At 55.4% G+C, this 14,249-nt stretch carries 10 protein-coding genes; 3 read left to right on the forward strand and 7 right to left on the reverse strand.

The genetic code is table 11. From position 1 onward, the window contains the following. Positions 1–3: 3 nt before the first annotated feature. Together FYC48_RS11695 and FYC48_RS11700 are read right to left on the reverse strand one after the other, a co-directional pair. Positions 4–1,704: a GspE/PulE family protein gene (locus FYC48_RS11695; RefSeq protein WP_149496899.1), complete on the reverse strand. Its 1,701-nt coding sequence runs from the start codon at positions 1,702–1,704 to the stop codon at positions 4–6. Continuing rightward, positions 1,701–2,114, reverse strand: a complete 414-nt coding sequence (locus tag FYC48_RS11700) for a response regulator (protein ID WP_149496900.1) — start codon at positions 2,112–2,114, stop codon at positions 1,701–1,703. The genes FYC48_RS11695 and FYC48_RS11700 overlap by 4 nt, the downstream gene beginning before the upstream one ends. 204 nt (positions 2,115–2,318) lie before the next feature. Here FYC48_RS11700 and FYC48_RS11705 point away from each other — a divergent pair, with 204 nt between their 5' ends. Together FYC48_RS11705 and FYC48_RS11710 are read left to right on the forward strand one after the other, a co-directional pair. Further along, positions 2,319–3,119, forward strand: coding sequence for a hypothetical protein (locus FYC48_RS11705; protein ID WP_149496901.1), 801 nt, complete (start codon positions 2,319–2,321; stop codon positions 3,117–3,119). A 288-nt stretch (positions 3,120–3,407) separates the two neighbouring features. Further along, entirely contained in the window at positions 3,408–6,473 is a 3,066-nt protein-coding gene (locus tag FYC48_RS11710; RefSeq protein WP_160149469.1) for a right-handed parallel beta-helix repeat-containing protein, read from the forward strand. A gap of 65 nt (positions 6,474–6,538) precedes the next feature. Here FYC48_RS11710 and mqnE read toward each other — a convergent pair whose 3' ends face one another. After that, the gene (gene mqnE, locus FYC48_RS11715; protein WP_149496903.1) at positions 6,539–7,696 is read right to left on the reverse strand and encodes an aminofutalosine synthase MqnE; all 1,158 of its coding nucleotides are present in this window, start codon (positions 7,694–7,696) and stop codon (positions 6,539–6,541) included. A 95-nt stretch (positions 7,697–7,791) separates the two neighbouring features. Then, positions 7,792–8,832 (reverse strand): anthranilate phosphoribosyltransferase, encoded by a 1,041-nt coding sequence (gene trpD / locus FYC48_RS11720; RefSeq protein ID WP_149496904.1) that lies wholly within the window; start codon positions 8,830–8,832, stop codon positions 7,792–7,794. Positions 8,833–8,938: 106 nt separating this feature from the next. Here trpD and FYC48_RS11725 point away from each other — a divergent pair, with 106 nt between their 5' ends. Continuing rightward, positions 8,939–9,880, forward strand: coding sequence for a nucleoside hydrolase (locus FYC48_RS11725; protein WP_149496905.1), 942 nt, complete (start codon positions 8,939–8,941; stop codon positions 9,878–9,880). Positions 9,881–9,971: 91 nt separating this feature from the next. On the opposite strand, the gene FYC48_RS11730 is transcribed toward FYC48_RS11725, so the two are convergent. The 3 genes from FYC48_RS11730 to FYC48_RS11740 form a co-directional block, all read right to left on the reverse strand. Beyond that, a complete protein-coding gene (locus FYC48_RS11730) occupies positions 9,972–12,005 on the reverse strand; it encodes a hypothetical protein (protein ID WP_149496906.1) in 2,034 nt (677 codons plus the stop codon). 458 nt (positions 12,006–12,463) lie between these two features. Next, entirely contained in the window at positions 12,464–13,396 is a 933-nt protein-coding gene (gene gluQRS / locus FYC48_RS11735; protein ID WP_149496907.1) for a tRNA glutamyl-Q(34) synthetase GluQRS, read from the reverse strand. Then, the gene (locus FYC48_RS11740) at positions 13,393–14,211 is read right to left on the reverse strand and encodes a sugar phosphate isomerase/epimerase family protein (RefSeq protein WP_149496908.1); all 819 of its coding nucleotides are present in this window, start codon (positions 14,209–14,211) and stop codon (positions 13,393–13,395) included. The genes gluQRS and FYC48_RS11740 overlap by 4 nt, the downstream gene beginning before the upstream one ends. Positions 14,212–14,249: the final 38 nt, after the last annotated feature.

Genomic DNA, 14,249 nt, shown 5'->3' on the forward strand with positions numbered 1-14,249 from the left:
GCGTTATCCGGAGAGTTTGAAGTAAACCTCTTCGATCGACGTTACCCCTAGAACTGCCTGACGCAGCCCCATGGTCGCCAATTCGATCATGCCGCCTTCACATGCGATCGTTCGTAACTGAGACGAGGGAAGCCCAGATTCGATTGCCTGTTCTAACTTTGGTGTGATCACCATGATTTCGAAAATGGGAATCCGCCCGGAATAGCCTGTCCCCGCGCAAGCTTCGCAACCGCGGGCTTCGAAATACGTTTGCCGCTCAAGAAATTCTTTCGGTACCTGACGCCCTTGATAAATCGTCTTCATCAGATTGACGTTTGGCTGGCAGACGTGTTTACATTGATCGCACAAACGTCGCAGAAGCCGTTGGGCGATCGAAGCAACCAATGCACCGCCAATCTTGAAATGATCCAACCCCAGATCACTCAACCGTGCGACCGTACCGATGGCGTCGTTGGTATGCAAAGTGCTAATAAGCAAGTGCCCCGTCAAAGCCGCCTGAACGGCCGTCGTCGCAGTCTCGTGATCGCGAATCTCGCCGACCAAGATCACATCGGGATCCTGACGCATGAGGTACTTCAATCCGTTCGCGAACCCCATCCCGAATTCGTTGTTGGCATGGACTTGATTGATCCCGGGCAGTCGAAACTCGACCGGATCCTCAATGGTCGACACATTTTTGGTCGCCGAATCCATACTGCACAACATCGAATACATCGTGGTCGTCTTCCCGGAACCCGTCGGTCCGGTCATTACGATCATGCCGTGAGGACGATCGAGTAGCTGCTTGACCAGCGACAGTTGATCGCTTGGCATACCCAGCGTTTCAATGTCGAAGGACTTACTTGATTCATCCAAGACCCGCATGACAACTTTTTCGCCACGCACACAAGGTATGCAACTGACACGAAAGCTAGCGCGTGTGTCACCCACTTCGATCGACAGGTTTCCATCTTGCGGACGTCGCTTTTCCGCGGTGTCCAGATCCGCAAGGACCTTCACACGTCCAACCAAAGCGTCCTCGCTATCATCGGGGATCGTCATGATCTGATGTAACTGGCCGTCGATCCGATAGCGAACTCGCATCTGTGGCGAATCCGGTTCGAGATGAATATCGCTTGCTTCTGCGCGGACTGCCCCCATCAATACCGCATTGAGCAAACGTACCACCGGTGCGTCTGAGTCTTCGCTTTGGACCTCTTCGATCGCAACTTCCTCACCGCGTTCCTTTAACTCGGCGATTCGCATTTCAACCGCAGCCTGACGCGCCTTAATTCGGTCATCAAATGCGGATTCAAGAAGTCGTTCAATGTCGTCGTCCAGACAGATTGCCGCTTCGACTTGGTAGCCGGTCATCAGTTCAATTTCGCTGATCGCCTCCATGTCACTTGGATTTTGCATTCCAAGTCGAAGTACTTTCCCTTCGAGGCCTACCGGTGCAACTCGCCGTCGACGTACATAGCTCTCTGGCAGCAGCCGAACAAGCTGTGGATGAGTCGATGCAGATTCGCCATTGAAAAACGGTGTTTCGTATTGCTCGGCAAGTGCGGCACCAAGTTGGTCACGGGTCACGATCCCTCGCTTGAGTAAGAACGCTCCGAGCGGCAAACGCGTTTGGCGTTGGTCTTGTAAAGCCGTTTGCAATTGGCTTTCGGTGATGACGCCTTGCTCCAACAAGATGTCACCGAGTCGACGGATCTTGATCATCGATTGACCTCGCCGGCAGCCAGATTGCGAGGCATCGTCTGAAGCGCATCGATCAGTTTGTTTTCTAAGTCGACAGGATCGAACGGAGAAACGAGAAACTCGATTGCACCCGCGCGATAGGCTTGTTCGACTTCTCCGAGATCGCCCCGACTCGACAAGCACAACACCGGGATATGAGACGTGCACTCATCCGATGCGATCGATTCGATCCAGCGAAGTCCGGCACCTTGATCGAAATCTAAATCGATGATCACGGCGTCGGGCAAACTGGCAGTGATGGAGTCCGACATTTCCTTCCCGTCGGAAACACTGGTCACTCGCAATCCCAATAGTTCCAAACGATGCCCCGTCACTTCTGCCACCACGGGATTGGCGATATAGATCAAAACATGTTCGGTATGTGGTTTCATCAATCTGCCCCGAGCCGTGCGGGCAATGCTGCTGCTCGCAATTGGAAGAACTGCTGGAAGGCTAGGGCGCCTGTATTTAACGTCAAATACCGGACCACGACATCGCGATCGGAATGCTGTTTTACAGATCGATGGGGGAAGAACCTCAAATCCCCGATTGTCATCGACGTAGTTGGAAGCAGTGTCACAAATTCAAAGTGGAGGATGCGTGTCGCACTTTTCACTTCTGACGGCCGTTCGAAAATGACATTCCTATCGCTTCGAAAACCAACACGCGCCATCCGGCCATTTGCCGTACTCGTTCTCGTGCCTACGCTGGTCGCCGCTTGGCCGGCCCTCCCGTCCGTTTTTGCCCAGACCGTTTTGGTCCAAACCACGGCGACTGAATCCTCTCCCACCAAGGACTCTGTACCAAAGGCCTCGCTGCCACCATCGCAGAACCCCGAACCAGATGAAGCGTTCCTCGGTGACAAAGAACCGACGTTCTTCAATGAGCCGATCGAGGACACACGAAACGAGGTCGCCGTAGTCACCGAGAAACCCAAAGACGACCAGGTTCATTTTTTGGGAATTGCTCAAGCCGCCGTAGGTGAGTCTCCGCCGGTTGCGATGTTTCGGATTAACGGCCAATTCCACACCTTCATCGCAGGCGAACACAGGCAAGGCGTTCGGCTGAAGGCGATCGATATGATCCGGCGTTCGGTCAGTATCGAACGCGATGGGCAATCACTACAGATCGATTTGTTGTCGCAACCGATCGTCAACGAAGCGGTCTCCGCACCGAGCTTAATTCGTCGAGGTGCCAATCGACCGACATTCGCGTCGCCTTCATCGCGCAGTCGAGCTGAGTCAATGATTGCTGGGCCGCCGATGGTGGACCTGCCCGACGTCGAGTTGCCGTCCCTTCCGCAGGGGATTGCAAATGATATCGATCGACTTCCGGAACTTCCGGACATCCCCGATCTCCCGCTGGATTTGGATGAGGACTTAGACCTCGACCTATAGGACATCGCTTCTGAGATAGTTCACCGTGAGACGTTGACCAGAAGTGATCTCGAACATCCCGATTCGACTGAACCTAGTTGTCGGTCTTAGCATCAGCCGAGTGCCGTTAGCCAAGGTTGGATCGAATCGTAATAGCCACGGCTAGATTGCCATAGCTTTGGCTTACGATCACTTGCTGATGAATCACTCCCTGGGTTCCGACTGGAACCACATACAGTCCCGGCACCTACAATGACGAGCGATCGATTTCAATCTGCAACGTCTTTCCGTTGTCTCGATGTATGGCAAGTGAAAGCTTTCCTGGTGGCTGCTGTGGTTTCGCTATCGCTCTCAGAAGATTCGAGTGCCACCACATTCTACGTTCGTACGAGTGGCGACGATGCGAACAGCGGCCGCACCGCGGCGCTGGCCTTCCGTACGATTTCCAAGGCATGCGATGAAGCCAACGTCGGTGATACGATCTACGTCGGTGCCGGGACGTATCTGGAAAGCTGCCCCATTCGATCCAAATACTCGACATCTGCAGTCGCTGCGTTGACTGTCCACGCTGATCTGGACGGCGAGCACACCGGGGATGCAGGGAACGTAGTCGTTCGTCCTAGCGACAAACGCTGGGCATTCGACATCGATCGCTGCGGCCGTGTGATCATTTCTGGATTCGTCATTGACCCGACCGCATCCACGGATCGCTACGGTTTTCGGATTCGTCAGTCTGATTTAGTCACACTTGAGGGGTGTGCCATCCGGCGATGTCGCTACGGCATCTACTCGCACAGTACGCAGCTAGTGATTCACCACTGCAGCGTGCTGGAAAATCGGCAAGGCATCCGATTAGTGGACTCCCCGGAAGTCGTGATCCGTGGTAGCACGCTAACCAATAACCGCTATTCAGTCGTGGCGAAAACCATCGATAGGCTAACAGTCGAACAGACTCAGTTCATCGATCGCGATGCGACAACCAAAGTCCGTGGACTTCATGCGGTCGATGCCGGCCTAATCCTCAACGGGTGTCAATTTAGTCAGACCAATATCGGTATCTACGGAACTCGAATTCGCTCGGCCGAGATCACCGGATGTCAATTCATGCAATCTGATTCACATGCCGTCTACTTGGCCGGTAGCGGGATGCACGTCAGCGAGTGTAATTTCCATCAAAACCATCGATCGATCACACTTGATGCGCCTAAAGAAACTCCAGTCCTTACCAATTTGAAAATCACCGAATCTCGGATCGGAATCGTCGCCCGATCGAATGATTACGAATTTCAAGATGTGCGAATTGAGGACTGTCGAATAGGAATTCACCAACGGAAAGAAAATCGTTTACTGAGCATCGACACGAAGGAAAAGGTCACTCTTCACAACAATGAATACGCGATCTACGCCAACACCATCGGTGCTACCCATGATGCGTTGCTTCGCGTAAGTGGTGTTGATCTACGGGGAAATGACCGCGCGATACTCGCGTACAACAGTGCCGCTGAAATTGAAAACTGTTTGTTTGCAGGATCGACCTACGCGGTAGCCGTTCTACGATCCGATCGAATGCTAATCGAAGACTCGATTTTTGAAGGCAACCCAAATGCCGCGAATCAATGTCGCTTCGCAATCCGATCCGATGCCCAAGATGTACGAATCAAGCAGTGTTCGATCGGACATTGCCGGATCGGCACCCTTTTGGATACCCCACAATCTGAGCGGGCAATCATCCGCGACTCTGTTTTCCATGACATTGAGTTCACAGCAATCTACCTCCGTGATGGCATCTTTAATCTACGGGGAAGCGATCGCGTCACAATCAAGCGATGCAGACGCGGAATCTTCGCTCAGCGAACCACGTGGTCGGCGAGCGATCTCGCATTTGACGACTCGGTTGACTATCCCTTCATGGACTATGATGGCTCATGCCACATTGATCGCGTGACGTCATCTGGTAGCCAGGTTGGCGTCTATGCTTCACGTTCAAAATCGTTGTCTGTTGCGGAAACTGTGATTAGCGGATGCGAGCGTCACGGGCTGGTCGCCGTCGAATGCCATGATGTTCGCTTCAGCAACGTATCCGCTCGGCAAAATCAAAATGGCTTCTACGTGCGGAACAGCACCGGCGGTCACGTGGCGATTGAACAATGCGAGGCCGAACAAAACCGCCGCTACGGATTTCTGTTCGCTGGAATCTCTCCCCAGGCGACGAAGCGAAATGTTGCACGTGGGAATGTTTATGGTCTGTTGGTCCAGGACGACCATCTTACGATCGATGATGGTTCGGTGTGGCAAATCACGGGTAACCGATACGGGATCATACATCGTCGTGGTCGGGCCCACTTGCGCCATCTACAGTTGCCAAACAACCACGTGGGATTCTATGCCATTGATAGTGACGTCGATGCCGAACAACTCGCGATCACATCTGGTTACTACGGATTAGTCGTCCACGCCAACGAAACGGTATCGGTTCGTGATAGCGTTATTCGAGGATCCCAGCGTGGGATCTACGTCGCGACACGCAAGCAATCCTGCGATATTAACCTTGAATCTTGTGTCGTTGACCAATGCAAAGGGCATGCGGTCTATCTGCGTGACGCAGCAGCGGTCGGTTTGCGAGCCGAAATAGACCAGCTTCGGGTGAATCAGACCCAACGAGGCGTCACACTCGTTAACTGCGAAACCCGGCTTAGCCGATCGCAGTTAATGAACGTCGCCGGGACCGCCCTCTATCAAGTCGGTGGAATACTGCAGATGCGCGGTTGCTCGATCGGGTCAGTCGCGCAAGGGTGGGGCGTGCTAGCGAAAGGCGAACGCTCCGTACTTGACCGCATTAGCATTCGTGACGCCAAGCGAGGAATTGCCCTCCAATCGCAAGCGAGTTCGATCCGCAACACCACCGTAGCGAATTGCGACTATGGGATCTATGTTCATGCCCCCGACTCATTCAATGACCTTGAGTTCTTGACGGTCGCAAACGCGAAGACCGTCGGACTGTATCGTCGCGAGGGATCATTGCGAGTGACAAATTGCATTTTCCAAGCCTCTCGACTTGGAATCTACAACACTTCTGGCGCGGGTCGATTGACACATCATCACAACCTTATCGACGCTGGGCGACCGTTGGTCGGTACAGAAGCTGGCGAAAACGAACGATTCGAGTCTCCCGTGTTTGTTGACGCTGCCGCCGGAAACCTTCAGCTCGGCGCCGGGTCACCAGCAATCAATGCAGGAACAGAATCAAAGACGCTGGTCGATTTCGAAGGCAACGAGCGTCCCAGTTTTGAAGGATTTGAAATGGGCGCTCACGAATACATGTTCCCCGATGGGTCAATCAAAATCATGCAGTGGGACGAACTCGCGGGAGGTTGATCGAGTCGCGGCGCGTGCCCCGATAGTCCCCAGATGCTCGGCGCGACCCGAATCCAGGGAACGTCCTAATGTGACGAGCAGGTCTCGCTCGGCGCTTGCTCGGTCGTCCACTGAGTAAAATCGTGAGGCTCGCGATGAACGCGGTTGTAGACCGTGTCACGTTCGACCGGGTCCCGTCCCGCTTCGATGATTAATTGACGGATATCGTCAACACTTAAGCATTGCGGAGTCGTCGCGCCGGCATCGTGATAGATCAACTCATGACGAACGGTTCCGTCAATGTCATCGGCACCATAAGCGAGCGCCGTTTGTGCGGTCTCGATGCCCAACATGATCCAGTACGCTTTGATGTGCTGCACGTTGTCGAGCATCAATCGGCTGATCGCGACCGTTCTCAAGTCCATCAGTGCTGATGGCTTTTTCAGATCGGATAGCTTCGTGTTGTCCGGGTGGAATGCGAGCGGAATGAAGACCTGGAAGCCTCCGGTACGATCTTGCAAATCGCGAAGACGAATCAAATGATCGACTCGGTGGTATGCTTTTTCGACGTGCCCGTACAGCATCGTACAGTTCGTACGCAGCCCGATCTCATGAGCCGTTTGATGGACCTTCAGCCACTCATGAGTGTTGGCCTTGTGCTCACACAATTGGTCGCGAACCTCGGGGTGAAAAATCTCCGCCCCGCCACCGGGCATGCTGCCTAAACCGGCTTTGCGCTGATCTTCAAGCACCCACTGCTTTGTCTTTTTGGTTTGAAATTCAAACCAATTGATCTCAACGGCAGTCCATGCCTTGAGATGAATTTTCGGATAGTTCTCGTGCAGCAGTTCGATGATCCCTCGATACCAAGAGTAAGGCATCTTGTGATGCAAACCACCGACAATATGCATTTCGGTGCAGCCATTTTCGGTCGCTTCCTGCCCACGCTGCAAAATCTGTTCGTCGTTCATCACGTACCCTTTCGGGTCACGCAAATCGCTTCGGAAGGCACAGAATCGGCACCGGTAAACGCAAACGTTCGTCGGGTTCAAATGGGTGTTGATATTGTAGAAACCCACGTTGCCGTTTTTTCGCTCGCGAACATAGTTCGCAAGCATTCCGATTTCCTGCAACGGGACGACTGGGTCATAGAGGAAAATCCCATCGTCCATCGAAAGACGTTCTTCCGCTTCGACCTTGTCTCGGATCTCGCGCAGACGGGCGGCATAGTCGACTTGAATCATGAATGCAGATCGGGTTTCGGAAATGAAAACAATGCTTGAATGCGGAACGTCGCCATTGTGGTTACCGGAAACCGCACGTCGAGGCAACCTGGTGATCAGGAATTCGCCAACTCGCGAAGTTTTTCGCGAGCCGCACCACCATCGATGGCAGTTTGTGCGACCCTAACGCCCTCTGCGAGCGTGGCAACCTTTTCGGTCAGTAACAATGCTGCGGCGGTGCCCGCGACCACGGTGTCGCGTCGCGGGCCGGGTTCTCCGTCAAGGATGGCTCGGATCATCGCGGCACTTTCTGCGGGGCCAGACGCAGCCAGCGCTTCGACGCCAGCGGGTAACAAGCCGAAATCTTTTGGCGTCCAGCGGGTTTGGCTTGCGACTGCTTCGCCTTTGACCTCGATCACCTCAGTGTAACGGTCCAATGAGACTTCGTCTTGCCCATCGGCGGCATGAACGACGAAGGATCGGGTCGTCGACAGATGGGCAATCGCCTGGGCGATTTTACCTTGGGCATCAGGGTGGCTGGTCCCTAGCAATTGGTGGGTGGCACCGGCAGGATTGCAAAGGGGGCCGAGTAGATTGAAAAGTGTCTTGACACCTAACTTCCGCCGGACGCCGACGACGTGTTTCATCGCCGGATGCAATTTTACGGCAAAACAAAAACACAACCCCACCTGATCCAACTTCTTTGCCACGGTTTCGGCGTCCGATTCGATCGGGACGCCTAGCTCTTCTAGGACATCTGCCGATCCGGTCACACTGGTTGCTTTCCGGTTGCCGTGTTTAGCGACCGGAATACCACAGGCTGCCGTAACGATCGCCACGCCGGTACTGATATTGAACGACCCGCTTTCGCTGCCACCGGTTCCGCAGGTATCCAACAAAATTGAATGTGAATGGGGGATCTTCGTCATATGGCGCCGCATCGCCCTGGCGGCACCGACAATTTCCGAGACCGCCTCGCCCTTTTCACGCAATTGCAGCAACAATTGACCGATTTGCTCGTCATCGGCTTCGCCACGCAGCATGGTATCTATCAGGGCTCCGGTTTGATCCGCCGTCAAGTCCTCCCCTTGCCGGGCCTGCTCGATGGCCTGCTCGAAGGGTGCGGAATCAGGCGTAGCGGTTCCGGGCGAATTCATGCAACTTGACCGATTAGGGAATTGGCAACGGGGAACGAACGACAACTTTACACAGGGTAAACAGATCGGGCTCGTTTAGAAACGCCCGGGACTTTACACTTTGCACATGACCAGAAAAATCATCATCGATTCCGATCCCGGCATTGACGACGCGGTCGCGTTGACGATGGCGTTGTTCGATCCACGATTGGAAGTCCTTGCGATCACGGCAACTGCCGGAACCGTCACCGCCGAACAAGCGACCGCCAATGTCGGTGCGATCATTTCGGCCCTCGACCCACCGCGATACCCGCGAGTCGGTAAGGCATCGCCTCCCGAAGACGCGGCCGTCATCGACGATCGCTTTCTGAACGGCAAAAGTGGCCTCGGCAACTTTGAGGTCTCCGCCAATGCTCGGCAACACCTCCCGCCGAGTGAAAAAGTGATGGCAGAGCTGCTGCGTGCGAACCCAGGCGAAGTCACCATCGTCTGTCTCGGCCCATTGACCAACCTCGGGCGTCTTTGCCAACGCGACCCATCGGTCTTGCAATTGGCCGACAAGGTCGTCATCAGTGGCGGTGCATACCGGAACGCCGGAAATGCTAGCCCGGTCGCCGAGTTCAATCTGCACTTCGATCCGATCGCCGCCGCCGATGTTTTCGCCTCGCCGACGACAAAGTCGCTAGTACCGCTGGATGTGACCGAACGGATCTCTTTTGGTGTCGATTTGCTAGAAGCGTTGCCGGCGAAGTACACCCGTGCCGGCAACCTGCTTTCGCAAACGGTGCCGCACGCGTTTCGCATGTCTCACCAACGCTTAGGACGAGAGTTGCTACCGCTAATGGATGCGACCACGATCGCAGCCGTGCTCGAACCGGAATTATTCGACTGGACCGAGATGGCTGGCAAAGTCGAAACCCAAGGCGTGCTGACTTGTGGAATGACCGTGTTCGACCGACGCCTGCGCCCGGAATGGCAAACCAACATGGAAGTCGCACTAAAGGCTGATGTCGAAGGCGTCAAAGGGCTGATCCTGCGAAGCCTTAAGTACGCCGGCCAACACACTTAATTCGGCGACGGTCACGCAACACAAAAGAGGTGACCCGGTGCAGGACACCAAGTCACCTCTTCGGCGATGGAATTCGTTTTGACCGGTTTGCCTACCAGTTGTAGTTGAACCCGAAGTAGGCTCCGAGCATCGTGAAGCAATCATCCGCTCGTAGACGACCGGCCGATTCGACACTCGTGTATTCATCGGGCATCGAGTCGATCGAGGTCGCGACACCGCAGGCCGATAGGATTCGGTAACCACCCGTCGCGGTTAGGCGGTTGCTGATGCGGTAGCCAACTCCAAAGTCCAACTCGCCCAGTCCCGCGAGACTGACGTCGGACTTGTCGGTGTAAAGGTCGCCAGCCCCCGCACCTTGCGAATCCGTGTATGCCAGCACCATGTCGTTGCCGATCCAGTGGGTGAAGCTAGCGTCGTTGCCGTAGACGCCGATCTTGCCACCGACATTGACCATCAAACGACTGCCCAAGCAATACGTCAACTGAGAACCGAACTGGTAACCGTACAGGTTGTTTTCGGTTTGGAGTTCGTAGTAGATATCGCTACCGCTAAGCCCTGGCATCATGTCCACGTCACCGGCGATCAGCAACTCGTCTTCTAGTTGGAACCAGCGGAAACCGTGCGAAGTCCGGACCCGCAAACGCCCGCCACAAGCACGTGCCAAAGGCCCAGTCGCACCACCGAATAGTCGCCCGCTATGTCCGGTGTTTCCCAAGACGCCGCAAAGCGAACCCGGATAGCATGATCCAAGTCGGCGAGCCCCGAGCAATCCAAAGTGGCTCAGGTTGATTTCGATACCTTTGACACGAATGTCACGCTCACTACAGATGTAGGTCGCGTTCATGTCATAGTCATCGTAGACCGTTGTTGCACCGCCGCCACGGTTGATGGAAACCGTGCGGACGGCCGGGTGAGTGAACCGAAGACCGGCACCGGTATCGTAATTGCAGCGTGACTGAGGATCGGGATCCCAATACATGAATCCAATGTCGATCCCAAAGGCGCCACACCCCAAATAACGGCCAACACGTGTGCTGAATCCGACCGTGTTGTCGGGATCCAAGTCGCTGTATTGCCCTAAAACCATCCCGTTGTCGTCCGTGACGAATACCGCGGACGAACTATCAGCGATGTCCCAGAACAGGATGTCCAATCCGCCATACCATGGCGAGATTGGTCCGACGCCTAGCCCGCGTGATCCGCAAGCACCGGTGTTGCAACTGCCGGTTGAACATCCAGACGAGCAACCGGTCGAACCGCAAGATCCCGATTCACAACCGGTGCACGATGTCCCCTCCGCGTAGCCCTGAGCATAGCCGTGACCGGCATCTTGCCACGGCGCCGACGCCGCTTGCTCATAAGGACTTCCGTAGGATCCGAGCGGCGCGGCGGCCTGCCCGTGATGTCCATGGTAGCCCTGTTGCGCCATCGCCGGAGTGCCGGATACCGCTGGCGGTGCGGGCACACTGCCGTGCTGGTGTGCGACACTGTAGTGTCCCGGTGCTGCTTGAGCGGCGTTAAACTGGCCGGTGATGAATCGACCGCCGTTGACAGGTGCGGGCCCCTGAACGACCGACTGGCCCTGCGGAGCATACTGGCCCTGCTGACCGTATCCGGAAGGCTGCGACGCGGCCTGATGGTAGGGCTGCGCCGAAGCCGGGTAGGATGGCTGCACCGGCCGCCGCGGTGTGGTCGTCGCCGGGGCATGCACCTGGTACTGCGAACCGGAATACTGATGGCCAGCTTGTGGCAGGGAGAATTCAGGCGGGTAGATTCCCTGACCTTCAGTACCGGCCCCGTTGAAGCCTGGGTTTCCCAATGCCTGACCACCGAAGCCCTGGTGTGCCCCGGGCATCGTCGTTTGCGGATAGGTTTGGTAAGGAGACACCGGTCGCCCTGGTGACGACGAGAGCGATTGCACCGCGTGCTGCATCGCAACCTGTTGGATTTGATCCGCTCCAGAGGATTCCTCCTCCAAACCTTCGATGACCGTTTTCAGGCTGGTCGAGGGCATCTGAAACGAACTCCATTTCGATGGCTCGTCCGCGTTGGTTTCAAGCGCGATGCCAGCACCAACGGTGAGCCCGATTGCGGCAGCGATGCCCCGCACAAATGGCGTCTTCACTGTACTACTCCTTTCTGTATTCCATCACGCTCTGCATTCCATCATGCCGGCGCCCCTTCACCCGCATTCGGGCAAGTGCTATTTCCGTCGTGGAACAAGCTTGGTTCGCACTCAATTGGTTTGGCACAGACCATGCGGACTGCACAACAACCAACGCTCCCAACATCCTGGGGAGACGCAGTTTCCAGAATCGGCCATGCCGACGACAGGACGTATCCTGACGCAGGATTTTCAGCAACTGACGCAAAGGGGCGATCGTTTTATCGCCATCTCCAGAACGGCCCGCACGATCGCTACATCCGGCAAATTGACCTTCTGATTTCACTATTTAGATGAAGTCCGTCGCGGAAGCCGCCAGGCTTTCGGTGCATCACCTTTGACCGTCGCGCTGCGGATGACGACACATCGCCGAAACGCTCCGCGCGTTCCGCTACCCGAAATTCAAAAGCCGCCGCGCTTTATTCGGCAAAACGCTTCGTTTCCGGACCGAGCAACAAGTCCTCCGTCGGCAGCTTTTCCCAGTCGAAGCATTCAATCAATTCACCGGCCTCGCAATCTTCGATGCGATCGATCAGCCCCAGCGACGCGGCAGCCCAACCGACGATTCGCTCGGGACGCACACCTTGATCGCGGTAAAAACTTAACCGTGTGTCCCCATGGCGTTTGGCAAGCCGACGCCCGTCACTACCACGCACCAACGGAAGATGAGCGTACTCGGGAGCCTCGATCTCAAGTCGCTCCGCCAAATCGATTTGGCGAAACGTACTGGCCACCAAATCGTTTCCACGTACCACTTGGTTGATCCCTTGAAGTCGATCGTCGATTAGCACAGCCAGTTGATAACTCGCGTGCCCTGAGCGTGTCACGACGGGGAAATCGCCCAGTTCCTTCGCCGGATTGCATCGCAGTGTTCCCATCAAGCGGTCATCGAATCGCAATGCCTCGTCGATCGCCCGGAACCGAAAACAGTGTTCGCGATCCTCGATCCGATCGCCATATTGATACCCGCTGCACGTTCCCGGGTAAGGCGCCGACTCTCCGCGAAACCGACTTTCGTGCGGCGCAGAAATCGCCTCTTCGATATCCTTCCTCGAACAGTAACAAGGGTAGATTAAGTCATGCCGATGTAACGTTTCGATGGCTCGTCGGTAGTGTTCGACATGCTCGGTTTGTCTGGCGATTGGTGTGTCCCACTCGATCCCTAACCATCGCAAATCATCGATCGCTTGGTCGGCCGCCCAAGACTTGACCCGTGGGGAATCCAAGTCATCGATTCGCAGCGCCAATTCACCGCCAACACTGCGCGCCGCCCAGTAGGCGGCCAAGTGCGTGCGAGCATTCCCCAAGTGTTGGGCGCCAGTCGGCGACGGTGCCAATCGACCGCGGATCATTTCTGAGCCTGAAGCATGTTTCGCATACTTTCGTTGGCGATCGCTTCGGCTCCCATTGCGTAGTCGAACACCTCGACACTGACCCAACCGTCATAGCCGACTTCGGAGAGGGTCTTAAAGATAGGGACAAAGTCGACGTCGCCCATCCCAGGTCCTTTCAAGTTCGGATCGTTGGCATGGAAGTGAATCATCGCATCGGCGTTGTCACGAATGATTTGAGTGATCTCGGTCGGCTCGTCACTCATCGCCTTGACGTCAAGATGCAATTGCACGTGTTCGCTGTCGACCATCCGCATTAACTCGCGACCTTCGGCGGCGGTGTTGAGAAAGTTACCCTCGCCGCGACCGAGTGGTTCGATCGCGATTCGCACTCCCTGTTCTTGCAGCGTAGGGACGACACCGCGCAAACAATCCGCTGCCGAAGCCATCGCTTCCTCGGGCGTTTGTGAAGAAGGGAAATTACGCTGCTGCGGCGAACCGAGCACCATCACGTCGCCGCCAAGATCGCCGCACAGCTTGGCCAGTTTCGAGAGGTACTTTGATGTTTCGTCGCGGACCGCTTCATCGAGCGTCGTCAGGTGGAATCCCTCGGTCTTGGCGAGTAACCAGTGCAGCCCAATGATTTGCAAGCCGGCGTTCGTCACTTCGTCGCGATAGGCCTTCCGTTGTTCGGCCGTGAACGAATCCACGTCATCGGTCAGCATGAACGGAGCGACTTCCCAACCTGTGTATCCGGCTGCCTTTGCGATTTGCAGCGCTTCGGATAAGTCCATGTCGCCAAAAGTTTCGTTGCAGATACCGTATTTCACTGTCATGATTCCTAAACAGATAATTCGTAGAGACCGGTGGTAGC

The organism is Roseiconus lacunae (genome assembly GCF_008312935.1).
GTDB classification, from domain to species: domain Bacteria; phylum Planctomycetota; class Planctomycetia; order Pirellulales; family Pirellulaceae; genus Stieleria; species Stieleria lacunae.

What these genes read in the sequence shown, in the direction of transcription:
- FYC48_RS11695 (WP_149496899.1), bottom strand. Translation starts at nt 1,704, where the DNA reads ATGATCAAGATCCGTCGACTCGGTGACATCTTGTTGGAGCAAGGCGTC.
- trpD (WP_149496904.1), bottom strand. Translation starts at nt 8,832, where the DNA reads ATGAATTCGCCCGGAACCGCTACGCCTGATTCCGCACCCTTCGAGCAG.
- gluQRS (WP_149496907.1), bottom strand. Translation starts at nt 13,396, where the DNA reads ATGATCCGCGGTCGATTGGCACCGTCGCCGACTGGCGCCCAACACTTG.
- FYC48_RS11725 (WP_149496905.1), top strand. Translation starts at nt 8,939, where the DNA reads ATGACCAGAAAAATCATCATCGATTCCGATCCCGGCATTGACGACGCG.
- mqnE (WP_149496903.1), bottom strand. Translation starts at nt 7,696, where the DNA reads ATGATTCAAGTCGACTATGCCGCCCGTCTGCGCGAGATCCGAGACAAG.
- FYC48_RS11700 (WP_149496900.1), bottom strand. Translation starts at nt 2,114, where the DNA reads ATGAAACCACATACCGAACATGTTTTGATCTATATCGCCAATCCCGTG.
- FYC48_RS11740 (WP_149496908.1), bottom strand. Translation starts at nt 14,211, where the DNA reads ATGACAGTGAAATACGGTATCTGCAACGAAACTTTTGGCGACATGGAC.
- FYC48_RS11705 (WP_149496901.1), top strand. Translation starts at nt 2,319, where the DNA reads ATGCGTGTCGCACTTTTCACTTCTGACGGCCGTTCGAAAATGACATTC.